This is a genomic window from Vibrio sp. SCSIO 43137 (assembly GCF_028201475.1).
GTDB lineage: Bacteria > Pseudomonadota > Gammaproteobacteria > Enterobacterales > Vibrionaceae > Vibrio.
Window position 1 is genome coordinate 495,044 of the sequence record NZ_CP116384.1, and the last position, 23,563, is coordinate 518,606.

General features: G+C 44.1%; 24 protein-coding genes. 15 read left to right on the top strand and 9 right to left on the bottom strand.

The genetic code is table 11. The features are described 5' to 3' along the window. Positions 1 to 19: 19 nt before the first annotated feature. The 5 genes from PK654_RS18050 (at position 20) to PK654_RS18070 (ending at position 2,854) form a co-directional block, all read left to right on the top strand. Complete coding sequence (locus tag PK654_RS18050; RefSeq protein ID WP_271700459.1) at positions 20 to 1,051, top strand: NADP-dependent oxidoreductase; 1,032 nt, start codon at positions 20 to 22, stop codon at positions 1,049 to 1,051. Between the two features lie 37 nt (positions 1,052 to 1,088). Continuing rightward, positions 1,089 to 1,709 carry a glutathione S-transferase family protein gene (locus PK654_RS18055; protein WP_271700460.1) on the top strand — a complete coding sequence of 207 codons (621 nt, stop codon included), beginning with the start codon at positions 1,089 to 1,091 and terminating at the stop codon, positions 1,707 to 1,709. A gap of 243 nt (positions 1,710 to 1,952) precedes the next feature. Then, the gene (locus tag PK654_RS18060; protein WP_271700461.1) at positions 1,953 to 2,102 is read left to right on the top strand and encodes a hypothetical protein; all 150 of its coding nucleotides are present in this window, start codon (positions 1,953 to 1,955) and stop codon (positions 2,100 to 2,102) included. 273 nt (positions 2,103 to 2,375) lie between these two features. Beyond that, positions 2,376 to 2,651 (top strand): hypothetical protein, encoded by a 276-nt coding sequence (locus PK654_RS18065; RefSeq protein ID WP_271700462.1) that lies wholly within the window; start codon positions 2,376 to 2,378, stop codon positions 2,649 to 2,651. 68 nt (positions 2,652 to 2,719) lie between these two features. Continuing rightward, on the top strand, positions 2,720 to 2,854 hold the full coding sequence (locus PK654_RS18070) for a hypothetical protein (protein WP_271700463.1): 135 nt from the start codon (positions 2,720 to 2,722) through the stop codon (positions 2,852 to 2,854). Between the two features lie 167 nt (positions 2,855 to 3,021). Here PK654_RS18070 and PK654_RS18075 read toward each other — a convergent pair whose 3' ends face one another. After that, on the bottom strand, positions 3,022 to 4,029 hold the full coding sequence (locus PK654_RS18075; RefSeq protein ID WP_271700464.1) for a Gfo/Idh/MocA family protein: 1,008 nt from the start codon (positions 4,027 to 4,029) through the stop codon (positions 3,022 to 3,024). Positions 4,030 to 4,032: 3 nt separating this feature from the next. After that, positions 4,033 to 4,329: a putative quinol monooxygenase gene (locus tag PK654_RS18080; protein WP_271700465.1), complete on the bottom strand. Its 297-nt coding sequence runs from the start codon at positions 4,327 to 4,329 to the stop codon at positions 4,033 to 4,035. A 104-nt stretch (positions 4,330 to 4,433) separates the two neighbouring features. Between PK654_RS18080 and PK654_RS18085 the strand changes: the two genes are divergently transcribed. Then, the gene (locus PK654_RS18085; protein ID WP_271700466.1) at positions 4,434 to 5,306 is read left to right on the top strand and encodes a LysR substrate-binding domain-containing protein; all 873 of its coding nucleotides are present in this window, start codon (positions 4,434 to 4,436) and stop codon (positions 5,304 to 5,306) included. A 17-nt stretch (positions 5,307 to 5,323) separates the two neighbouring features. Continuing rightward, entirely contained in the window at positions 5,324 to 6,955 is a 1,632-nt protein-coding gene (locus PK654_RS18090; RefSeq protein ID WP_271700467.1) for a VRR-NUC domain-containing protein, read from the top strand. A 42-nt stretch (positions 6,956 to 6,997) separates the two neighbouring features. Here the strand turns inward: PK654_RS18090 and PK654_RS18095 are convergent, their stop codons facing one another. The 5 genes from PK654_RS18095 to PK654_RS18115 form a co-directional block, all read right to left on the bottom strand. After that, positions 6,998 to 7,627, bottom strand: a complete 630-nt coding sequence (locus PK654_RS18095; protein WP_271700468.1) for a LysE family translocator — start codon at positions 7,625 to 7,627, stop codon at positions 6,998 to 7,000. A 97-nt stretch (positions 7,628 to 7,724) separates the two neighbouring features. Then, positions 7,725 to 9,011 carry a sensor histidine kinase gene (locus PK654_RS18100; protein ID WP_271700469.1) on the bottom strand — a complete coding sequence of 429 codons (1,287 nt, stop codon included), beginning with the start codon at positions 9,009 to 9,011 and terminating at the stop codon, positions 7,725 to 7,727. Positions 9,012 to 9,014: 3 nt separating this feature from the next. Continuing rightward, positions 9,015 to 9,686 (bottom strand): response regulator transcription factor, encoded by a 672-nt coding sequence (locus tag PK654_RS18105; RefSeq protein WP_271700470.1) that lies wholly within the window; start codon positions 9,684 to 9,686, stop codon positions 9,015 to 9,017. 100 nt (positions 9,687 to 9,786) lie between these two features. Beyond that, a complete protein-coding gene (locus PK654_RS18110) occupies positions 9,787 to 10,671 on the bottom strand; it encodes an ABC transporter six-transmembrane domain-containing protein (protein ID WP_271700471.1) in 885 nt (294 codons plus the stop codon). A gap of 52 nt (positions 10,672 to 10,723) precedes the next feature. Next, positions 10,724 to 11,617 (bottom strand): ArgP/LysG family DNA-binding transcriptional regulator, encoded by an 894-nt coding sequence (locus tag PK654_RS18115; RefSeq protein ID WP_271700472.1) that lies wholly within the window; start codon positions 11,615 to 11,617, stop codon positions 10,724 to 10,726. 147 nt (positions 11,618 to 11,764) lie between these two features. Between PK654_RS18115 and PK654_RS18120 the strand changes: the two genes are divergently transcribed. Continuing rightward, positions 11,765 to 12,742 (top strand): agmatinase, encoded by a 978-nt coding sequence (locus PK654_RS18120; RefSeq protein WP_271700473.1) that lies wholly within the window; start codon positions 11,765 to 11,767, stop codon positions 12,740 to 12,742. A gap of 57 nt (positions 12,743 to 12,799) precedes the next feature. On the opposite strand, the gene PK654_RS18125 is transcribed toward PK654_RS18120, so the two are convergent. After that, positions 12,800 to 13,762, bottom strand: coding sequence for a DUF2860 domain-containing protein (locus tag PK654_RS18125; RefSeq protein ID WP_271700474.1), 963 nt, complete (start codon positions 13,760 to 13,762; stop codon positions 12,800 to 12,802). Between the two features lie 168 nt (positions 13,763 to 13,930). Between PK654_RS18125 and PK654_RS18130 the strand changes: the two genes are divergently transcribed. The 7 genes from PK654_RS18130 to PK654_RS18160 all read left to right on the top strand — a co-directional run bounded on the left by PK654_RS18130 (position 13,931) and on the right by PK654_RS18160 (position 22,676). Then, positions 13,931 to 14,407 (top strand): DM13 domain-containing protein, encoded by a 477-nt coding sequence (locus tag PK654_RS18130; RefSeq protein ID WP_271700475.1) that lies wholly within the window; start codon positions 13,931 to 13,933, stop codon positions 14,405 to 14,407. Between the two features lie 263 nt (positions 14,408 to 14,670). Continuing rightward, on the top strand, positions 14,671 to 16,578 hold the full coding sequence (locus tag PK654_RS18135) for a methyl-accepting chemotaxis protein (RefSeq protein ID WP_271700476.1): 1,908 nt from the start codon (positions 14,671 to 14,673) through the stop codon (positions 16,576 to 16,578). A gap of 73 nt (positions 16,579 to 16,651) precedes the next feature. Further along, the gene (locus PK654_RS18140; RefSeq protein ID WP_271700477.1) at positions 16,652 to 17,287 is read left to right on the top strand and encodes a glutathione S-transferase family protein; all 636 of its coding nucleotides are present in this window, start codon (positions 16,652 to 16,654) and stop codon (positions 17,285 to 17,287) included. Between the two features lie 318 nt (positions 17,288 to 17,605). Next, on the top strand, positions 17,606 to 17,905 hold the full coding sequence (locus tag PK654_RS18145) for a DUF6506 family protein (protein WP_271700478.1): 300 nt from the start codon (positions 17,606 to 17,608) through the stop codon (positions 17,903 to 17,905). A gap of 98 nt (positions 17,906 to 18,003) precedes the next feature. Next, entirely contained in the window at positions 18,004 to 19,953 is a 1,950-nt protein-coding gene (locus PK654_RS18150; RefSeq protein ID WP_271700479.1) for an extracellular solute-binding protein, read from the top strand. Between the two features lie 124 nt (positions 19,954 to 20,077). Beyond that, entirely contained in the window at positions 20,078 to 20,818 is a 741-nt protein-coding gene (locus PK654_RS18155; protein WP_271700480.1) for a substrate-binding periplasmic protein, read from the top strand. Positions 20,819 to 21,068: 250 nt separating this feature from the next. Continuing rightward, positions 21,069 to 22,676, top strand: a complete 1,608-nt coding sequence (locus PK654_RS18160; protein WP_271700481.1) for a methyl-accepting chemotaxis protein — start codon at positions 21,069 to 21,071, stop codon at positions 22,674 to 22,676. A 64-nt stretch (positions 22,677 to 22,740) separates the two neighbouring features. Here the strand turns inward: PK654_RS18160 and PK654_RS18165 are convergent, their stop codons facing one another. Beyond that, positions 22,741 to 23,484: a substrate-binding periplasmic protein gene (locus tag PK654_RS18165; protein WP_271700482.1), complete on the bottom strand. Its 744-nt coding sequence runs from the start codon at positions 23,482 to 23,484 to the stop codon at positions 22,741 to 22,743. Between the last annotated feature and the right edge of the window lie 79 nt (positions 23,485 to 23,563).

Genomic DNA, 23,563 nt, shown 5'->3' on the forward strand with positions numbered 1-23,563 from the left:
GCCAACAAAAGGAAATCCTATGCAAAACCATAACAACCAAAGCATTGTACTGGCTTCACGACCTGTCGGTGCACCAAGGTCAGAGAACTTCCGTCTGGAAACATCAACTGTACCGGCTCCGGGTGAGGGGGAAGTACTGCTTCGCACAATCTACCTGTCACTTGACCCTTATATGCGTGGCCGGATGAATGATGCGGAATCCTATGCGGAACCAGTGGCTCTGAACGATGTGATGGTGGGTGGCACTGTCTGTCAGGTTGAAGTTTCAAACCATAAAGACTTCGAAGTGGGCGAGTGGGTACTGGCCTACACAGGCTGGCAGAAGTATGCCCTGTCTGACGGGGAAGGCTTGCTTAAACTCGGTAAGCAACCTTTAGCACCTTCTTATGCGCTGGGCATTATGGGGATGCCGGGTTTCACCGCCTATATGGGGCTGTTGGATATTGGTGAGCCTAAGCCGGGCGATACGATTGTGGTTGCAGCGGCAACCGGGCCTGTTGGCGCAACCGTTGGTCAGATCGGTAAACTGAAAGGCTGCCGGGTTGTTGGTATTGCAGGCGGTGAAGAGAAGTGCCGCTACGCAACAGAGGAGCTTGGCTTTGATGCCTGTATCGACCACAGAGCTGAGGATTTTGCTCAGCAGTTACAGTCCGCTTGTGACAAAGGTATTGATGTGTACTTCGAAAATGTCGGCGGAAAAGTGTTTGATGCGGTACTTCCGTTGCTTAATACCGGTGCCCGCGTACCTCTGTGCGGACTGGTATCTCAATACAACGCAACCTCGCTTCCTGAAGGACCGGACAGAATGTCTCTGCTGATGGCAACTCTGCTGATCAAACGTATCAAAATGCAGGGCTTTATTATTTTTGATGATTACGCACACCGCTATAACGAGTTTGCACAAGAGATGAGCAAGTGGCTGCAGGAAGGCAAGATTAAATATAAAGAGCAGTTGGTTGAGGGGCTGGAGAATGCACCGGAAGCATTTGCTGGTCTGCTGGAAGGCAAGAACTTCGGTAAGTTGGTTATTAAAGTGAATGAGCCGGTTTAACCGATTATTGGTTTAAGGATAATAAGAGGAAATCGCAATGATTACATTACATCACCTTAATAAATCACGTTCTAAACGTATTATCTGGCTGCTGGAAGAGCTTGGCCTTGAATATAACATTCAGCCTTATCAGCGTGATGCTGTCACTTTTCTTGCGCCGCCAGAGTTAAAGGCGGTTCATCCCTTGGGCAAATCTCCGGTGCTGGAAGATAACGGATTAGTTATCGCTGAGTCTGGTGCTATTACCGAGTATCTGATCGATAAGTTTTCTGACGGTAAACTTGCTCCGGAGAAAGGTACTACCGCTTATGTTGAGTACCTGCAATGGATGCATTTTGCCGAGAGTTCGGGAATTCTTCCTCCGCTACTCAAGATATTTGTGCTTAAAGATGGTTGTGACACTAATTTTCTGGGCGACTACGCCGATGCAGAGCTGGCTAAGGTAATGAGTTACCTGAACAGTTCCCTTGAAGGTAAACGCTATCTGATAGAAGAGCGACTGACGGGCGCAGACATAATGATTTCGTTTATTGTCGAAGCTTTGAAAAATCTGGGTGAAATTGAAAAGTACCCGAATATTCAAGGTTACGCAGCTCAACTGGCGACACATCCGGCATTTGTAAAAGCAGATCATATTGAAGCTGACGCGGAAAAGTAACAAGTTTATCTTTCTGATTTAAATTTTGATTAATACGGCCTCTTTTGTATGGTTAATGCTGGCAAAAGAGGCCGTAGTTTTATCTGACGCTTATGGAGTATAAATTGAGCTTCTGATGGAAAATATTTAATGAATTTGCAAAAACATTAAAAAATATGTGATTTTGCTCTTGATAAACTTCATAAACGTGACTAAAATCACGCCATAAATGTGAAGCGAAGAAAAAACAGGAGAAAAGAATATATGAAAAATACTATTGCACATGCGTTTATCGGCCAAAAAGCAATGAAAAACATGATTAACGAATCAATCAAGCTTAAAGCAGAGAAAAAGAACACTTTTAAGGCGTCGCTTTTCTCAGCAATCATGATTAGAAACGCTGTTAGCCTGTAATCCAGGCAAGCTGCCATCCGGCAAAAAAGAAGTAACTACAAATTTAAGCAATACAACCTTCAGGCACCAAACTTCAGACAAACAGCAGGCATCATCTTCTGATGTCAGGCTCTGCCAACAGAGCCGGGAAATAGTGTATGACTCACGACATATCTGAATGTTTTCTACCCGATAGAACTTAACAAACTACTCAGACACGGACTTCTGAACTTATCTGCTCGATTTAGGAGCGAAGGTTAGATATAGCGCCATTAATACTCAGAGGAAAATCAAATGAAAAACAATATAGCTAATGCATACATGGGTCAGAAAGCTGCACAAAAAATGATCAGAGAACAAGCAGAAAAACCGGTGCAAGTTAAACGCAAAGAGAAAGCGACGCTAATCTCTGCAATCATGCTGAGAAATGGTGTAGGCGGTACCCTTGAATCAAACACTCAGGTTGAATCTGTTGTTGATTCCATTGAGTCATGTGCAACTAAAGCGGTTGAAAAGCAAGGTAACTTTCTAATCAATCTGCTACGTCGCACTATGCCTCTTGGCCAGTAATCGCACGCTACCCAGATAAATAACAGAAGTAAGTCAGACTAATTAAAACAAACTAAAAGGAAATAATGATGAAAAACAGTATCGCAAATGCATATATGGGTCAGAAAGCAGCAGCTAAAATGGCAGAAACCAGCTCGCGCAAATCTGCGTCTAAACTGTCACTGGTGTCTGTAGTTCTTATGAGCCGTGCAATCAGCGCATAAGTAACCTTTTAATCCCCCTGCGAAATCCTGCCCTGAACAGCAGGTAAACAGTCAAAACATCAGCAATAAAAAGTTTGAATTGCCCCTACAAAGGGCAATAAAACTTGCTGTTATCTTTCCCGGAAAAAAGCCCCGGATTTGTGATAAACCAAGGGCTCTGCGGCTGGTTACTCAGAAAGCCCTGCTGCATTCTCAATATCAGTCAGCATTTGCATAATTTGATAAGAGTCCTCTGCCGAGGCAGAAGTGCCAGACAGTTGTTTATCACCGTTAGCAAGTGCCTCCACAATGTTCTGAACCTGATAGTAAAATCCGTCACCGTCAGCAGAATAGCTATAAGCATCGCTTGTTTTCTCATACTCAGTAACAACAAATGAGTTATCTTCTTTATCAGCCAGCCACGGATTAGACGTCAGGGTTAAGCTTTTTTTACTGCCATTGATAACAAATTCTGAATGCAGGCCGAAGTCTTCCGCACTGTGAACACGCACAACCATCTGGTTTTTAAAGCGGATAAGGGCAGAAATTTCGCAGAAGTTACCATCACCACCCCTGCGGCCGTAGGCACTAACCTGATAATCCTTTAGCTCTTCATCACTGAGCTGAGATTTGAGTAACAGGTTAATCAGGGAAACAGGATAGCAGGCGAGGTTGTATAGAGTGCCTTTACTATCCGGATTGACAAACTGGGAGATAGCAGCACAGTAACTGGCATTGATGGATTTGATTTCACCCAGTTCACCACTTTTGACCACAGACTCAATTTGTCCGGCAAAAGGATGGTTTAGATACATCAGACCCTCTGCGAAAAATACGCCGCTCTCTTTGACGGCTTCTAATGCCTGGGTGGTTTTTTCCATATCGACTGACAGTGACTTCTCACACAAGATCGCCTTGTTCGCTTTAGCGGCTTTCACCACATACTCATGGTGGAGGTGGTTTGGCAGGGCGATATAAACGATATCTACGTTCTCATCCACCAATAGTTCATCATAGCTTGTGTAGCGGGTTGCAATAGAAAACTGATCGGCAAATGATGTCAGGTTTTGCTCATTTCTTCCTGCTACAGCTGCAATTTCGCTGTTTTGGTTGGCGATAATCGCTTCAGCCATGGTGCCGGAAATAAAGCTGGTGCCAAGAATACCCCAGCGAAGATTTTTGTTAGGCTGCCTCATGGTTTACTCCTCTGCTGCTGTTGTCTCATATGCCTGAACGAGTGTCGTAACTCCTGAGCGGATAAACGCCTGAGTATGTTCGGCATTAAAGTGTGCTTCAAACGCTTCCGGGCTCTGGTACTTTTCCCATAGAATAAAACGGCGCGGGTTATCTTTTACTGCCATAGGTTTGGCCATATCGCAGCCCGGTTCACTTTCCATATCCGCACAAAACTGAATGATGGCTTTGCGACCCTCAGTTGTATCGATTTGTTCACTGATTTCCAGCTCAGCAGTAATAAAAATAGCAGTTTCTGACACTTGTAATACCTCAATTTATTTCAGACCTTTTATTCTATAGCTTCGTGTATATTGATAAACTCAGTAAAAGTTTATTGTTTATTAACTATGAGTGGATAATTGCCATGGATAAGCTTCGTAGTATGCAGATCTTTGTTTATGTGGTGGATAACGGCAGTTTCCGCAGCGCCTGTGGTTACTTTAATTTGTCGGCAACCATGGTGGGAAAACATATCCAGTTTCTTGAATCCAGTCTGGGCACTAAGTTAATTAACCGTACCACCCGCAAGCAGTCCCTGACAGAGTCAGGTGAGCTGTACTATCTGGAGTGCCGCAGGATTCTGGATGATATTGCCAATGCAGAAAACCAGATCCAGACTCTGGAAAACAGCCCACAGGGGACAGTAAGGATAAACTCTCCGGTTACATTTGGTAATAAAGTTCTCGCGCCTATTGTGGTGGACTTTCTCAGGCAGTACCCGTCTATTAATGTTGAGCTGACCCTTAACAACCACCTGATTGATCCTATGCATGAGCAGTATGATCTGGTGGTCAGGATAGGAGAACTGACGGACTCCTCCCTTATTGCACGGCATCTGGGAGATTACCAGATGATCTATTGTGCCTCACAAGATTACCTGAACCAGCATCCGCCAATATCTCACCCTGATGACCTCAGGCAGCATAACTGTCTGGGCTTTCAGTACAGCGAAAGCGGAAGGTATTCAGAGTTACTGACAGAAGATAACCGCGGCTTCCGTCTTAGCTCTAATAACGGCGATATTCTCAAATATGCCGCAATAAATGGATTAGGTGTGACCTTGCAACCTGAGCTGTTGCTGACTGAAGAGCTGGAGAGTGGCCGTCTGACTCAGATATTAACCAGCCATACCCCAAAACCTTCCCCCATTCATCTGCTATATAAAGATAAACAGCTATCGGTAAAAAACCGTACTTTTGTCGAGTTTGTGTTGGCGTCAATCCGGGAGAACAAATGAGCATAGAGAGGCGTTAAGTGGCTGAGCAAAAATTGCAGTTAATCGCTGACTATTATCGCAGCAATTTTGACAGGCTGGTTGACCATGCCCGCCACTGGTATGCCGATCTGCTTACCACAGAGGAAGCTGACTGGATTGCTAAGTACTCGAACCTGACGACAGATGCGCAGTGTCTTTTGGTCAGGTTACTGATACGAAAAGGCGAGTGGTTTCGCAGTGACAAACTTAGATATGACGAGATATCCGATGTGAGTGCTGCTGCGCGGGAATTGGATCAGTGCGGGTTTATCGATATCAATCCGGCTATTAGTGAACAGCAACTGGCTGCCAGCTTGCTGACCCGCCCAGAGCTGATCCGGCTGTTTGTCCCGAATAATAAAACATTGCGAAAAGCTGAATTGGTCGAGCAGCTCTCTTCTGAACCGATTTCTCCTGAGTTAGATGTTAATTTTGAAATCTTCTATCTGAACAACTCACGGGTTATTGAACTACTAACGCTGTTATTTTTTGCCAATACCCGACAGGATATCAGCCAGTTTGTCACAGAAGATTTGGGGCTTCACCAGTTTGAAAATTATCAGCTAAGTCGTGAAAGGCGCTTTTTCAATGTCAGGGAGCAGGTTGATAGTTTACTGCAAATCGCCCGTCTCAGTAATCAACATGAAAACATCACCGGGCGTAACAAAGAGGGGTTAACTGCAATACTACAATCGGTTCCTCAACTGTGCGTTCACAGCTATATTGACAGAAAACGGGCACAATTGATCAACAGGCTTGCCCGAGATCTTGAGAGGTGCGGAGAGGAGGAGCTGGCTCTGCAGTGGTATAGCCAAGTGAAGTTAGCCCCCAGCAGAGAGCGCCGGATAAGAATTCTGCATAAGCAGGAAAAACTGGATAAAGCTGAGCAGATTCTGAAAGAGATGCAGCAGCAGCCACAAGATGTCAGTGAACAGGAGATGGCTGAACGTCTTGCCCTGAAAATAAAAAGGAGCAGGGGAGAGAAAACCCGTAGGGCGGTTAAACCGCAATATCGTGAAAACCACCTCACTTTGGAACTGCAGGGTAAGCGGGTTGAGTTAGCAGTAAAGGAAGAGTACGAACAGCAGGGTTGGCAAGTCTATTTTATTGAAAATCAATTGCTTAATGCTTTGTTTGGTCTGGCGTTCTGGGATATTATTTTTGCCCCTGTTGACGATGCCTTTATCAACGCTTATCAGACTGCCCCTTTGGATCTTTACACGCAGGAGTTTAGTCAAAAACGAAAGGCTGAGCTGGAGAAGCGGCTGCAACAACTGAGAGAGGGCGATATAGAGTGTATCGAACGCCACTATCACCAGAAACAGGGAACAGCGAACAACTTTGTACACTGGCCTTTAATTGATGAAGAGCTATTAAAACTAGCCCTGAACAGCATAAAGGGAGAACTACTGGCTGATCTATTTGAAGTGATGCTGTCGGACTTAAAATTGTATCGCAGCGGGATGCCGGATCTGATCGCTTTTAAACAGAACCGCTTTCTATGGATTGAGGTTAAAGGGCCGGGCGATAAGTTACAGGATAGTCAGTGGCGCTGGATAAATGAGTTTAACCGGCTACAGGTGCCATTTTCAGTCTGTTATGTTAACCATGAAAAGAAAAAAGTTGGCTGACAAAATCAATTCGCCAACCAACTTTGTGTAATGATTTACCGCTTATCGGCTTACGGCAAGGTAGGTTCCGGCCAGAATCATAATGCTACCTGCACCCCGGTTTAATCTTGTGTGAGCAAGAGGCGTTTTTAACAGGCTGGCCATTCTTGCTGCGCCATAAGCGATAAGCATCAGCCCTGCCATCAGGCCGATCAGAGCCAGTGTTGCAGCCAGTGCAATATCGTTACTGCTGAGGGTGGTCAGATCCATAAAGGTCGGCAGGAAGGCGATGTAGAACAGAATCACTTTCGGGTTGGATGCAGAGATAAGAAAACCCTGAATAAAGCCTGACAGAGCGGTATCGGCGGCTTTTTCTGTCACCTCTGAGTCAATGGAGTCTTTTATCTGTGGCAGGGTTTTAAACATTTTATAACCAAGGTAAATCAGATAAGCGGCACCCAGATAGCGAATCACAATAAACACTTCAGCCCAGTTTTCTGCAATGGTAGCCAGACCAAAACAGGCCAGAATCAGATAAACAATATCGCTGATGGCCATTCCCAAGGCCAGCATAGTGCACTTTTTCGCACCGAATACCAATGCCCGAGCCAGAATAGCAAATACCCCCGGCCCCGGTGTTACGCTAAAGACAAAAATAGCAATAAAAAATGTAATAGCACCTTCAAATGTCATATCGGTACCTTAACTCCATCCAGAGAAAATATGATATATGATTGCTATACAATATCGTTTATATACAAGCCGTCAATATATAAATAACTTAACGGTTTTAGTGGGCAGAAAAAGTCACCGAAGCACTAAACCGCTGTTGGTTTTGTGAATATTTAAATTGCCAACCCTGCTTGGAACAGATTTTTTCTACCAGAAACAGACCGATACCAAAGCTGACGGTGTTGATATTGGCAGTGCTCGACCGTTGCTCAATGGTTTGATACGGGTTGGATATCTCGATATATGAGGGGCTAAGTTGTATTTCAACTTTACCGGACTCAGTATGCTGAATGGCATTTCTTAGCAAGTTAACTATCACAATACGACTTAACTCAGGAATTTCCCGTTCAAGGCTGGCCTTGTCCTCTTCGTTTATCTCTATTTCAATCTCTTTACCGGAAATAAGGTGCTGGTGATCGTGAATAACTTCATCGACTAACGACTTTAATACAATACTTTCCGTCTCAAGATCATGGGTATTTTCCCGTGCCAGCCAGAGCAGAGCCGTCATGGTATCGCGCATACCGGATACAGAGCGGCTAATGCGGTTAATGGCTCTCTGAGTACTTTTAGGCGCTCCTTCACTTACCCGGTTTAGCATCTCAGTACTGGCCGAAATAATGGTGATGGGAGTGCGCATTTCATGGCTGGCAGCACGCAGAAAGAACTCTTCCCGCTCAACCACTTCCCGCTGTTTTTTTACGCTAGTGGACAGTTGTCGTGCTAATAAATTTAGTTCCTGGTATCTGAGATTTTTATGATCTGGTGTCTGGTCGAGATCCAGTGTCTTAGCCCAGTCAGACAGCTTAAAGAAAGGTGAAGTAATACGATGAATCAGTAAGCGTGCCAAAATAAAAACAATCAAAATCAGGGCGCCGGCAAACGTTCCGACACCATCGGTTCTGGCAGATTCAGGCGGATACTTTTCGGTAATTTCTGTGACTTGATTAGCACTGTATTCAGAGAGAAAGTAGATAGTGGTATCGCTGCCACTCAAAGGATATTTGAAGGCGTATAAATAGAGATAGTCTTCTTCTGTCCAGAAAGAAACCTCTTTGAGGGTATCTGGTTTCAGCTCTTGCCAGTTTACTTTGTTTTGGTACTTGGCAGGAATATGTTTGATATCGGTGTAAGCTTGTAGGGTATCTCCCTTGGGCAATGGCGGAAGCTGACCTGTCTTCTGGTAGAGCTTTTCAATGGTGGCAACCTCATAACGAAAAGCATACTCTGCTGATTCGTTCATTCCCAGCTCATAGCTTTTGCTCATCAGCAAGCCATAAACAACACTTAGCCCGATAGCTAAGCTGAACAGGAAAATATAGATGTCGCGTTTGATACTGGGCATGAATCAGCTCTCTTTGATGGCAATGCCGACACCGTGAATGGTGTGAATAAGCGGTTTGTCATAGGGTTTATCAATGGCCTGACGAAGCTTAAACAGATGAACTTTTAGGCTGTCGCTGTTGGGAAGATCTTCTCCCCATACACTCTCAATCAGCTCTTGTTTAGAGACTACATTGGGTGACTTCTGCATAAGGCACACCAGCATTTTCCAGCAGGCGGGAGGCAGGGTGATAGTGTCACCAGCACGGCTTACGGAATGTTTATCCAGATCGATATTAAGATCACCGACTGACAGTTTCTGTACCGTGCCCAGTGAACGGCGTACCAGAGCCTGAAGCCGCACCCGCAGCTCTTCCATGGCAAATGGTTTCACCAGATAGTCATCGGTGCCGACAGAGAAGCCTTTTATCTTATCCTCCAGCGTATCTCTGGCGGTCAGCATCAAAATCGGGGTACTGATCCCTTTCTCTCTAAGAGTCTGACAAACAGTTAAGCCATCCATTTTCGGCATATTAATATCAAGTAAAATGACCGAGTATTGATTCTCCATAGCAAAAGTAAGCCCGGATGCGCCGTTATAGGCAAAATCAAACTCATAACCGTCAAGTTCCATAAAGTCGCTGATGGCTTCTGCAAGGTCTCTGTCATCTTCAATTATCAAGGCTTCAATGGACATGATTTTCCTTTTTTTATCAGGTTTATCTGGTCGTTAGTTTAGTACAGCCATACTGGCTAAACTAGCTTGGTCTGATAAATTCGTGCAGAGAACAGATGAGTCAGGTCACAGCCGCTGAAGACTCTTCATCAGCCTGTTCAATCTGGTTTAGCCGGCTACTGATTTCCCATAACCTGCTCAGGTTTTGCAGCACCATCGGCAGTATAAGGCCGGCTTCGGCAAACTCCCATGAGTAGCTGATGATGGTGAAAATCTTGCCAGGTTGAGGCGAAGGCAGGGAGGCGCTTTCAATCAGGTTATAGCCCATAAAAATGGCAATAAGGACAAAAATGGCACCATAGACAAGGGCTTCTGTATCGGAAATCTGAATCTCCCGCAGTCTAAGCTTATTCAGGTGGCGTTTTAGCTGATAGCCGGTTTTTCTATTTAGAATAGAAACCTGTTTTTCCTGCTGAGTATTTAAACTGGCATTCAGGTGATAAAACCTGTGATGAGAAAGGCTGTAAATCAACATCATTCCGCAAATAAGGGCAATGGATGCCAGCCCGAACTCCAGTTTAAGGCTTAACAAAATAATAAAACCCACAACCAACTGAATCAGGGCGGAAAAGAGCTCGGGTAACTCATTTTCCAGAAAATCTACTAACTCTCTGGAGAGGTCAATTCGGGCGTTTTGTACTGAGACCGACAGTTGTTTAAAACGCTTCTCAACTTCGACGCCCAAATCAACCCGTATGGAACCAAATACACGGGTGTCGTACATACGGCGTAAGGCTGAAATAACGATTAGCACCAGCATAATGGCAGCAAAATAGAAGATAGCCTGAGTTTTGCCTGCTAACAGCTGATCAATAGCTATACCGATCACTAGAGGAATGGAGGCCATAAGAATATTTTCCAGTACGACCATAGACCATGTGATGGCGAGTTTTATCCTGTACGCTTTCGCGATTGAAAGTAAGCCAAGCTTGCCGTTTAACCCCATTTTACTAACCCATTGCGACTCATTAACCCTAACGAGTGTAGTCCGGTAAAGGTTAACTTCTGGTAAAGCTGAGAGACTGACGACTTACAGACAGTACATGTTGTTCAACTTTTGCCATGGTCGATGAAATCTGATCCCAACAGTTCCAGTAGAGATCAATATAGACAGCATTGGTGTGCAAAATCACTATATTGTCACTGTCACAAAATTTATCGATTAATGGCTTAGCAACAAGCGTCCAGCCCATACCTTTTTTAACCGCGTTGAGCAGGCTGTAGGAGCATGGCAGATAATGAGTTATGCCTGTTTTGCTGTCATGGCCCTCTTGTTGCATAAACAGGCTGACAAGGTTGTCTTCATGGTCAAATGCCAGAGAGGGCGCTTTGCTAAGTCGGGCTGAACTCACGCCATCAGAAAAGTAGCGCTGATAGAAGTCCTGACTGCAGACCGCATAGTATTCAAGTTTACCTAAATAGCGGCTTTTACAACCGGCTATCTGGTTTGCTTTGGATGTCACTGCTGCCATCACTTCTCCGGTTTTTAACAGAGATTGAGTGGTGACGGTATCGGAGGCGCGAATATCAAAGCGGTAAGGTGTGTTTTCAGCCAGACGGGTTACGACATCGCCAAACCAGCAGCTTAATGAGTCGTGATTCACGGCTATGGTCAGGGGAACCGCAGCTGAACAATGACCATCCTCCAGGGCCTGTTCCATCTCATTGTGGATCAGCAGCAGCCTGCGGGCGTAGGCTAACACTTTCTTACCTGTCTCTGTTGTAACTGGGGGAGTACTGCGAATTAATACTGTACTTCCGACCCGGTTTTCCAGTGATTTCACTCTCTGAGATACCGCACCCGGAGAGACATTCAACTGTCTGGCGGCTTTATCAAAGCTCTGCTCATCAACGATGGCGATTAAGGTTTCAAGTTCTTTGTTATCCAGCATAAACCATTACTGTCCCGTCTTTAGAGTTGCTAAAGATATAATAGTTTTTTTAGTTTTATTCAATTTTCGGTTCTGCATATGATGGGTTAAGCATATTTTTCTAATCCAGTAACATCCGTTTTACTCCGGAAAAGCAGAGGAACAACCATGAGTGATAATAACAAATCCGAATTGCTTACCGAGGCGCCCGTCAAGGCGCCACACACCTTTCTGAACTTCCCGTTAGTCACAAGTTTTGACCATTTTGGAGCCGATATTGCGGTGCTCGGTGTGCCTTTTGGTATGCCCTATAGCGTTGACGGCATGGCGAATGATCAGAGTCTGGCTCCCGACCATATCCGCCAGTGGTCAACACGAACAGAAATAGATATGACATTGGGCAATTATGATTTCGATTTAGGCGGTACCCTGCTGGATGAACAAGAGGTTAGGGTGGTTGACTGTGGAAACGTAGCGGCCAGTCGCAGCGATCACGAACTGCATTACCGTAATGCAGAACAGGTTGCCCGTTCAGTATTCTCTTCCGGCTCACTATTGATCACGCTAGGTGGTGATCACGGTGTTCCTGTTCCGGTTATCAGGGCGCTCGAAGTGCTGGAGCAAGATATTACCCTGATCCATATTGATGCTCATCTTGACTGGCGTGACGAGATAAACGGGGAGAAGAACGGCTATTCCAGTGTTATTCGCAGGGCATCGGAGCTGCCGTTTGTTAAGGGAATTCACCAGATTGGTATGCGCGGGATTGGCAGTGCCAGAACAGCAGAGGTGAAGGATGCCATTGACCATGGCTGCTCAATAATAACGGCTTATCAGCTACACGACATGGGTATGGAAGAGGTGTTAAAGAGCATCCCTGACGGCGGAACCTATTATCTCACTATAGATGCCGACGGTATCGACCCGACCATTATGCCGGCCGTGCTGGCGCAGACACCGGGTGGGCTTAACTGGCCGCAACTGCACAAGCTGATTCATGGCTTAGTAAATAAAGGGCGGGTAGTTGGAATGGATCTGGTGGAGATAACGCCTTCAGCCGATGTCGGCAATATCTCAATGATTCATGCAGAAAGACTTTTGTGTAACTTTATTGGTGCAACCGTAAGGGCGGGGTATTTCCGGTAAACTTGTTTAGTTCCCCTAAGGCTTGTCAAATTACGGCTTTAGGGGAACCTTATTTCGCTAGAATGAGAACTTCACTCCCATTCCCAGCCTATAGCCATTTTCGTCATAGAAATCGATATTTGAATCAATATCTTCATAGCCTGCCATCACGTTGAAGCTTGCGTTCTGCCATCCCATCAGCCCCATATATTCATAGGCCAGATTGACAGAGTAGCTGTTATCTTTCTGCTTTTTATTAAACAGCGGATTAATGGCTTCAAAGTCACTGTTGCTGTAGTTGCCGTTAAGCGATACTTTGCCGTTACCCACCATTTGCATAACAGAAAGCGCAAACCCGAGTTCATCATATGACATCGCTTTGCCGTCAGCAGAATAGCTGTGATAGGTAACGGCAGGCATTAAAAATGTTGACTGACTAAGAGGAAGTCCCCCGGATACTTTAAAACGGTAGCCATTTCCGTCTCTGCGGAGCAGTTTATCTCCCGAGCCCGATTGTTCGTTTTCAATCTCTTTATCGTAATAGGCCAGGTCTGTATCAATACCGATGCCTGCAATATTTCTGACCTGTATACGATAGGCGTTTCCGCTGATATCTGTTTTTTGCCGGGCAGTGTTAAGCAGATAAGGATCTTGCCATGTTTCGCCTTTCACGATGGTTGGCAGATAAGAGAGTGAAAGAACAGTACCACTGTCTAGTTCAAATGCGTAACCGGCCTCAAGAGCGAAAACACCCTCTACGATATCTTCCTGTGCCATACCTAAAAACAGCTGTTGAGTACCAAAGGTGTAGCGAACCTGACCAATTGGGGCGAACATAACATCAGAGTCAGATTCGCCTTCACTATTCAGTGTACCCGTTTTGGTGCTGTTTTCCGTATTGAAGTTACTTGTCCGGCTTGAGTAACCCGCCATCAGGCTAAGATCACCGGAAAGGCCTTGTCTGTCAAAAGGGCCTTCCATCATATTGGCAAAGGCAGTACCGCTGACCAACAGGCCTGCGATTAAAAGGTGTTTGTTCATACTGGTTCTCTATCTGGGTGAATGAAATTTTCACCTTAGGCAGCGCACGGTTAACGGAGGGTAAAAGAATGAAAAAAATTAATAATTTCCATACATTGCAAGTGGAAATAACCAGATAGCCTTGTAAACTATAAGTTTTCTGCCACACCTTTTAAAACAGGACGTTTTATGAAACTACGTACAATAATTTTACTTTTGGCCTCCCATTTTCTGGTGGGTGCATTTGGATTTGGTGTGGGTATCTATGCACTGCCGATATTGATTGCACCGCCGGCACCAAGTGTGTCTGATGTGCAGGCGAGCTCATCACAGGCTGAGTTTAGCGGAGTGTTTAAGAAGGATTTGCAGGACAGCGATCGCTTTCACTGGGGTGAAGGCAAAGTTACCGTCGGCAAAGATTTTGTTACCCTGATGGGTGAGCTGGCTCCGGGGCCGGACTATAAGCTCTATTTATCTCCGCAGTTTGTAGAAACAGAAGCTGATTTTAATCGTATTAAACCCAATATGGTTCGGGTTGGTGATGTAAAAACCTTTGAAAACTTCGTCGTTAATGTCCCTGCGGATATCGACCCGGCTAAGTACAACAGTGTTATTATCTGGTGCGAAACCTTTGGTGAGTTTATAACAGCAGCCAAATATAAATAATAATAAGCACTTATTTAGAGTTAATGAAGACTGGCATTATTGCCAGTCTTTTTTATGTCAAAACTACACAAGTGCGCTTTAATATCCTTTAATGCTCCATTAATAATTTATAATAAAATATCTATTAAATTCATAACCATAGCTTTGTGACATAAGCGTGAATATCATCACAGCGATTAGATCATATATAAACGAAAAATAAATAGAGTTGTATTGCCTGAGCGTTAAAATATTATTGATATTAAAATCAGAAAGGCTGGAATATGAAGAAGATTGGTTTTAAAGGCTCTCTTTTGACTGCCGCATTTATCGTTTTGACCGGTACGGTATTAACGAATAGCTTTATTTCTTATTACAATCAAAAAAATTTACTGAAAGAGAAAATTACCCAACATACTCAAGAGTATGCCACTGAGCAGGCTGAGCTCATCGGAGGATTTCTTGATGAAAAAGTCTCCGGTATACATAGGTTAACTAAGCACTATAGAGACGGGATAGGCACAGACGACCCTGATAAAATTATTGAACTGACCAAGGTGTTCGCCGAGGCAATGAACATTTATGGTACGGTTATCGCCTTTAAAAATGGCGATGCTTACTGGACCTATAGTACGGCCTGGTATCCAGATCATAAGTATAAAGATGATATCAATACGGTTGGCTGGTACAAACAGTCGCAGCAAAAGTCCGGCACCACTATCACCAAACCTTATCTGGGCGCTGACGGCGCTACTCTGTGGGTTAGTATTGTTGAGAAGACCAATTTCGGTGCTATTGCTGGTTATCCGAGCATGGCCTTGATGAGTGATATTGTTGCGGGTACTTCTCTAAAAGGTTCTCAGGCAATGGTGTTTATTGACGACTCTACCGTGCTGGCATCCTCAAGCGAAGAGATAATTCCGAACTCCAAACTTGACGACCTTCCATGGTATGTTGCCGAAAGAGACAACATCCTCAGCAACGATGCTTATACAGGCCAGTTCACTCAGGATGATAGACAGAAACTTTTCTTCTCCAAGCAGATCAAGTTTGGTGATACGACTTGGTATTACCTGATCACCATAGATGAGTCTATTGTATTTGCGCCTTTACAGGGTGTCGTCTGGCAATCATCGATCACAGGAACAACATCTATAGTGCTTGGCTGCCTGATTATCTTGTTGGTCATTCAGTGGTTGTATAAGCCAATTCTCTCCCTGAAGGAGACAATTTCTGCCCTGTCACAGGGGGAGGGAGATTTAACCCGCAGGCTGGATGTTCATTCAAAAGATGATCTTGGACAGATTGCCATGGGGGTTAACCAGTTTATAGAAAGCCTGCAGAGCATGATGCTAAAGATACAGAGTTCGACGCATCAGCTAGAGGACAATATTGCTTCGTTACATAAGCAGACCGCTAGCAGCTCGGCAACCATTCAGAACCATCGTAGTGAAATGGAACAGATTGTCACTGCCGTGACTCAGATGAATGCTACAGCAGAGGCAGTAGCAACGGATGCCGCTAATTCTGCAGGCAGCACCAGAGACGCTGTCAGTGCCGGTGTAGACTCACAGAGCAAAGCTTCCCAGACGCAACATACGGTATCTTCTTTGGTTGAAGATGTTTCGGTTGCTTCTGAACATGTGCAGCAGATGAGTGAACAGTCGAGCAATACAATATCCATTCTTAGTGTGATTGAAGAGATTGCAGAGCAAACTAACCTGCTGGCACTTAACGCTGCTATTGAAGCTGCCCGTGCCGGTGAGCACGGCAGAGGTTTTGCCGTTGTGGCTGACGAAGTGCGCAATCTGGCTACCCGCTCTAAGAGTTGTACTGAAGAGATTGAAAGTGCCCTGACTCAACTGACCAATGGTAGCAGCGCCATTGTGGCGGCAATGGATAAAACTAAAGCCCGTTGTGAAGAAACCGCAATTGAAGCGGGAAGTGCTGTGGATAGCCTGAACTCTATGTCAAATCACGTTTCTGAAGTTGATAAATTAACTACACAGATAGCCGCTGCTGCGCAGGAGCAAAGTGCCGTGACCCATGAGATTAGCCAGAACATGAATGCGATAAATCAAATCGTGACAGAGCTTGACCAGTCAGGGCAGTCTGTTGTTAATGAGGCAGGAAAAATTGAACAGATCAATTCAGATCTGGTGAACATAGTAAATAAGTTTAAGTTGACTTAGTATCGTATATAAGACTTCTTACCATTTGCTCCTGCGTTTGTGGGAGCAAAACAGAGTTAATACGGACTACCTTATGAAAGAGATAAAGCTATACAGCGCCCAAGGATCAAATTGCTCAGAGCGGGTTGAGTGGTTGCTGAACTTTAAAGGTCTTTTATATGAGAGAGTGGAAGTGGATGACTTGCAACCGGGTAGCCACTTTCGCTCAATTAATCCCTTTGGTTATGTACCGGCAATTTCTCTGGATGGTTATCTTATTGCGGAATCAATGGCTATCGCGGAGTGCGTTGAAGAGTTATATCCGTTGCCGGTTTTATTTGGAGATAATTGGCAACAAAGGGCACTGACAAGGGAGATATGTGAGTACGTCAATTCCACTATCCATGCGCCCCAAAACAGAAGCGTATTATCTGCATTAAGGCCTGAACTCGCGGATACGGCAAAGAGGGTGCTAAGGGGAGAATGGATATCTGCCAAGCTGGAAATCCTGAAACCTAAGCTATGGAAAGAGTCAAATTTCGCCGTAGGTAATCGCTTTTCGCTGGCAGATATTTTTGTGGCAACAATATACAAAAAAGCCATTCAACATGGTGCTGCTCCGATAGCCGGTTATAAATCTCACCTTGAATGGTTGCGTACTGATGAAGCAATCGCCCGAGCCGATAAGTTCATCAACCAGTGTTTAACGGGTTTGGCGATTATTTACTAAATTATAATGATCTAGAAGTAGGTGGTATTAAGGTTTCAAGTAGTAAACCTGTCAGAAGCAACCAATGCTACTGCTCAGCAAAGCAGAATAAAACTGCTTACATGCAAATATATGCCCAGCTGCCCTAACCAATGATATTGACAACTGAAGCAGACTATCCATTGGATGCTCTTTAATAAAAGCCGCGAACGGGTCATAAGCATTGTTACACACTCTTACAAAACCCATCATTATGTGTGATGTACATCCCAAAAAACACCTTTGTTTTCATTAATCTACATAACAGAAGTAAATACAGTAAACAAAAGGAAAATAGTAATGAAATTAACAAAATACGCATTTATGATGATTGGCGAAGGTTATACTCCTGCGCAAGTTGCCACGCTGGATTCAGGCTCATTCTCGACCACTGTGGTGTGTATAGAAAACATTGAAATGGCTTGTGAAGAAGCTAAGAAGCTAGTGCCGCAGGGCATTCAGTTAATTGAGTTATGCGGTGCATTTAAAGGCGACATGATAGACGCTGTTATTAATGCCGTAGATGGTCAGATTCCTGTTGGTAATATGGGCATGAGAGAGGAAGAAAGAGCTAAATTTATAAGCTTCATCCAAAGCTGACAAGGTTTCTTTTCCGGGCAGGTTGAGCCTAATCTGCCCGGTAGTTGTTTGGTTATCCTCAGTTTAGCAACCGGATTATGCTCTTAGCCGGTAGATCGATGTGCTATAACTATTTTATGTTGATGAGTAAAATGGTCAGAATGCGCCTAATTATTGCTACACTTTGTGTTATGTGGGGAACGGTACGTCCCTCTCTTGCCAGTGAAGACTTGCAAGTCATTGCTTTTAATGTCCCTCCCTACAGTATTGTCTCAGAGAAAGAAAATACAGGCTATGTAACCGAACTTGTAAAAGCCGCTACAGCAGCAATGTCCCACAACGTGTCCATTGAAACCTATCCGGTTTTACGCGGAATTTATAAAGCAAAAACGACTAAGAATATTTTGCTTTATCCTCTTATGAGGCAACCGCACCTTGAAGAGCATTTTCATTGGCTGGAGCAGGTGTCTTCGTCTAATAGTTACCTATTTAAGTTTCATTCCAGAAACGATATTCAAATTTTATCCTTATCCGAAGTAAAGGATTTACGCGTAGGTGTTGTGCGTGGAAGCACTCTTATCCAGAGCCTGAAGAATAATGCTGTTAATAACATTAATACCGTGAATGATGGTGTTCAAAATATTTTAAAACTGGAAAAAGGCAGGATTGATTTGTTGGCCAGTGACGAGTTGATGCTAAGCCACATTATTGACCTCTACAATAGGGAGAATAGAGAAAATAAGCTTGATTTAAGTATGTTTGTTAAGGTTGTTGCTATCCCTGTCAAGAATAATGAGATGTATATCGCAATGGGCAAGAACAGTTCTCCTGAGTTAGTAAGCGAGGTTAAAGCATCCTTTCGGTCTGTTCGTCAATCGGGAAAGCTCATTGAGGTTGCACATTTCTGGACAAATGAACATGAACAAGCTCAGGTCAATGTGTATAAAAAACAGTTGGCTTCTAAGGGATACCAATGGGTTGACTATACCTATGATGGCGGAGGGGGTGAAAACTTGTCTAAAGTATTAGAAGCCAGAAAGCAAATTGACCATTTTCCACATGCGATACAGCATTACGTCGGACCACAGATAAAGTCTTGGGCCAAAATGGGTTTGTTGCTGCCCCTGGATAGAATAGCCAAGCAGCAAGACTGGGACTCTAACCTGACTCGGTCTGTGCGGGATAGTATTTCTTATCAGGGAAGCTACTATGCTGCACCAGCAAATTTTCAAAGAGTTAACTGGATGTGGCTGAACACTAAATTGTTCAAAGATGCGGGTTTAGAGATCCCAACTACCTGGGATGCCTTTTTCAGTGCAGCTGAAAAGCTTATGGAAAACGGAATTAACCCTGTTGCATTGGGCGGATATCCTTGGCAGGAAGGAACACTTTTTGAGTCAATGGTTTTAGGTTTAGGTGGTGTTGAGTTTCACAGGAAACTGTTTATAGAGTTAGATGCTGAAGCTTTTCGTTCGGACACAATGGCGGAAATACTGAGTAAACTGAAAAAAGTTATTGGCTATACTGGCAAAAATCGAGCAGGACGAACCTGGGTACAGGCCACCGAAATGATTATTAACGGTGATGCTGCTGTGTATTTTATGGGGGACTGGGTAAAAACTATCTTCGATGAGCGTCAATTCCCATACGGAGACAATGGCTATATCTGTGTTCCGGTGCCGGGCACGAGTCATGTGTTTCTTTCAAATGTAGATTCATTTGTCTTTCCTGACTCTGGAATGACTCACCGAGAGGGACAAATGGCTTTGGCAAGTACCATTATGAGTAAAAAAAGTCAGGAAGAGTTTAATTTGTTCAAAGGATCTATTCCTGCCAGACTTGATACTCCTTTAACTAAGTTCGATGACTGTTCTAAGCTCTCATCTGAGGCAGCGTTTAAGTATGAAGCTATTCCGTCATTCAATTTTATTCAGGTGCAACCTAAAGAGATACAAAAGCCAGTTATTGATATTGTAAGTCGTTTTATTAATACAGATTTAAGTGTCGAAGGGACTGTTGCCGAGTTGTACACCACAGTAAATAAATACAATAAGAAAGTTTCTGAATAAGCCAAATTCTTAAACTAAAGGCAGGACAGTTCTCCTGATGCATATCTTCTGCTGCTGAGAAGCCCATTTGCAGCCAACAAAGTCAGCAACTAGACTTTACTGAGATCTCTGGAGATAAAGTATTGTGAAAGTTACTAGGCTGGTTATTGTTTTAAGTCTTTTTGCCGCACAGGCGGTTTCAGAGGATCTTCCGGAAAAAGTAATACTGGCCAGTCCGATAGATTTTTTACCTGTGACAATAAGCCGCGATGTCCTGAATGTCGCCTACCAAAGAGCCGGTATTGCAGTCGAATATGTTGTGTTGCCGGCAAAACGCTCAGTTGTGCAGGTCAATCAGGGATTGTTTGATGGCGAGGTTAGCCGGATATGGTCAATTACAGATACTTATCCAAATCTCATCAGAGTTCCTACTCCGATCAATTACATTAATCAGGTGTTGTACTCAAATCGTGATCTTAAGGTGAATTCCTGCGAAGCACTCGCAGGGTTTAGTGTAGGGGTCAGGCGTGGGGTAAAACATGCAGAAGTATGCAGTCAGCATGCTGGTCAGGTTAATGTTTTCAATAAGACTGACAGAATGATGAAAGTGTTGAGTGAAGGGCGTATAGATTTAGTGATCACCTCTAGACTCAGCGGTCTGCCATTTGAGGACAACAAAGATTATCCGCATGTTACCTTATTAGAGCCTCCCCTCAGCCACATCCATCTTTACCATTTTCTACATAAATCTAATGCTGATTTAGTCAACAAACTGGATGCGGAACTTAGTAAAATGGAACAGTCGGGCGAAATAGAAACGATACGCAACCAGACAATCGCAAACTATATGAAACGTCTGAATACAGGTGCCCTTAAGTTCTGGTAGCTTGGAAATTACGGTACTTTCAGCTGCCAGTTTATGTTGTCACTATTACCACTTCAGTCACTAACAGAACAAAAATTCCACTCTAAACGTATGACATCCTGTATTTGATACCGTCCTAATGACCTCGATCAATCCATTTCTTGTGCAACTAGAGCATTATAGCCCCGAAGTTAGTTGGCTTAAATAATATTCAAATAAACAAATAGTTAGTAAAAACTATAAAAAATTATTTAAGGACTTTAAGTAAAGTATGTCTAGTCAAGAAAGAAAGTTTGCTGAGAACGCAACACTTGTATCAGTTACAAATCTTGAAGGTGTTATTCAGTATGCCAACCGGGATTTTATTGTTATATGCGGTTACTCAGAAGAAGAGCTGGTGGGGGCAAACCACAATATCGTTCGTCATGAAGATATGCCCAAAGCTGCTTTTGCCGATTTATGGGCAACGATTAAAGCAGATAAACCCTGGCAGGGTATGGTAAAAAACCGTTGTAAAAACGGTGACTATTACTGGGTTGATGCTTATGTTACTCCCGTGTTCGAGAATGGGGTAAAGGTTGGCTACCAATCGGTTCGCAGTTGCCCGACAAGGCAGCAAATCGAAAACGCTGAATCTCTTTACCGCGATTTACGCAGTAATCCGGACAAATCACTGCCAAAGCCTAACCCATTAAGTCAGCTCACGTTAGCGACCAAAGTAAGAAGCATTTTGGCGCTGGCCTTTTCCACTGTGGCCTTTACTCAGTGGATAGATGGCAAGCTGTTTAGCTCTGATATTCTGCACATTGCCGGCAACCTATGGCTGCTGTTCCTGTTTGGCATGTTACTGCACCTGATTAACGGCGATGTGGTTAAGCGGGTTAACCGGCTAACTCACATTCTGAAACGAATTTCCACTGGTGACCTGACTGAGCGGATTGAGATCCTGAAGAAGGATGAGATTGGCGAAACCGTTATGACGGCCAAAATGTTGCAAGGCAGACTGAAAGCAGTAATAGGCCGCTTTGGTGAATCCTCAGTTGATTTGGTCGTGGCAACAGATGTGTTGTCAGAAACCAGTAATGCCACCAAAGACAGTATGAATATTCAGCATACTGAGACAGAGCTGGTTGCAACGGCCATGAATGAAATGAGTTCAACGGTCGCTGAGATTGCCCAGAATACCTCAAGAACATCAGATCTGGCGGCAAACGCGGATACTGTTGCTCAAAGTGGTAAAGCTATTGTGTCTGAGACCCGGGAAATGATTCTGGAGCTCTCCGCCAGCCTGACCTCTATTTCAGAATCCATTACTGAACTGGCTGAAGAGTGCCAGCAAATTAAAGATATTACCGATTCCATTAACGGTATCTCTGATCAGACTAACCTGTTGGCACTGAATGCGGCTATTGAAGCGGCAAGAGCCGGCGAAGCGGGACGTGGTTTCGCTGTAGTAGCGGATGAAGTAAGAACACTGGCTTCCAGAACGCAGGAGTCTACAGTTGAAATTGATACCATGATAGAAAAACTGCAAATGGGAAGTAAGAGTGCTGTGCTTGCGGTAGAAGATGGTATGCAGAAGGTTTTATCTTCAGTAGAACAGATTCAGAGCACCGAATCAGCCTTTACTGAGATAGTCGAATCTGTGACGGATGTTAATGACATGAATATGCAGATTGCTACGGCGGCGGAAGAGCAATCGAGTGTTGCTGAAGAGATGAACCAGAATGTTTCTTCAATCAGCACTCAGTCATATAGTACGGCTGACAGGGTTGCTGAACTGGAGAAGAAGGTAGAGGAACTGACCAGAATGTCCAAGTCTCTCAAGCTTCAGATTGCTCAATACGATTTGGGCGAATCAGTCGCTTCTTATTCTTAGTTGGCGGTAACTCCGGTTAGAGAAGGGCACCGATATGGTGCTCTTTCTCTTTGTCACAAACTCGTTAATCTTTACCACGAAGAATTTGTCGGTATTCAGGAGTCTGGCGCACTTTTTTTAGTGCTGCCCTAAGTTGCAGCACCATGGCTGCCGGGGTCTTCTTGTTAGTGACCAGGTAAGCCTCTCCTGAAATCTCTTCAATGGTTATAAGTCGCTCAAGTTCACTGAATTTATAGTTTTTCAGAGAGGGTTCGTTTGTTAGTTGGTATTTCAGAATATGCTCATTAGAAGGAATAATATCTACTCTGTTGCGGAACAGTTTTTGAGTAAGTTTTAGCGGGCTATAGCCCAGATCTAAGTTATCTTCTAAGCCAATTGAGCGGAAATAGTCGTGCTCAATATTTTTGTACAGTGCGCCTATGCTGTAGCGCTGAAAATCTTTAACGTCAGAGATGCTTATATGGGGATTTTTCTTTAACGCCCATAGATGAATTTCAATGGCAAACAGCTTTCCTACCCAGATATATTGGTTTTCCCTCTGTGGTGTACGAATCATTGAGAACAGAAAGGAGTTAGGTGTTTTTTCAAGCTGATCGATTGCCCTTGCCCAGGGCAGAATCTTGTAATTGGCGGTATAAGGTGTTTCATTCAGAGCCAGCTCCAGAATCTCTACGGAAATTCCACTCATGCGCTGGCTATTGCCGGCAACCTGAAAGGGGGGACTTTCTTCAGTATAAAAAGTCAGCTCTGTCGCAGACAGAACGGAAGTTATGAGCAGCAATATTGTCGACAGAATAAAAGATTTCATCGTTCTTTTTTAAGGTCGATACTAGTCAACCCATCAGCCCCTACCTATTGCCAGACATATCTTTAAAGGTAGAAGAGTC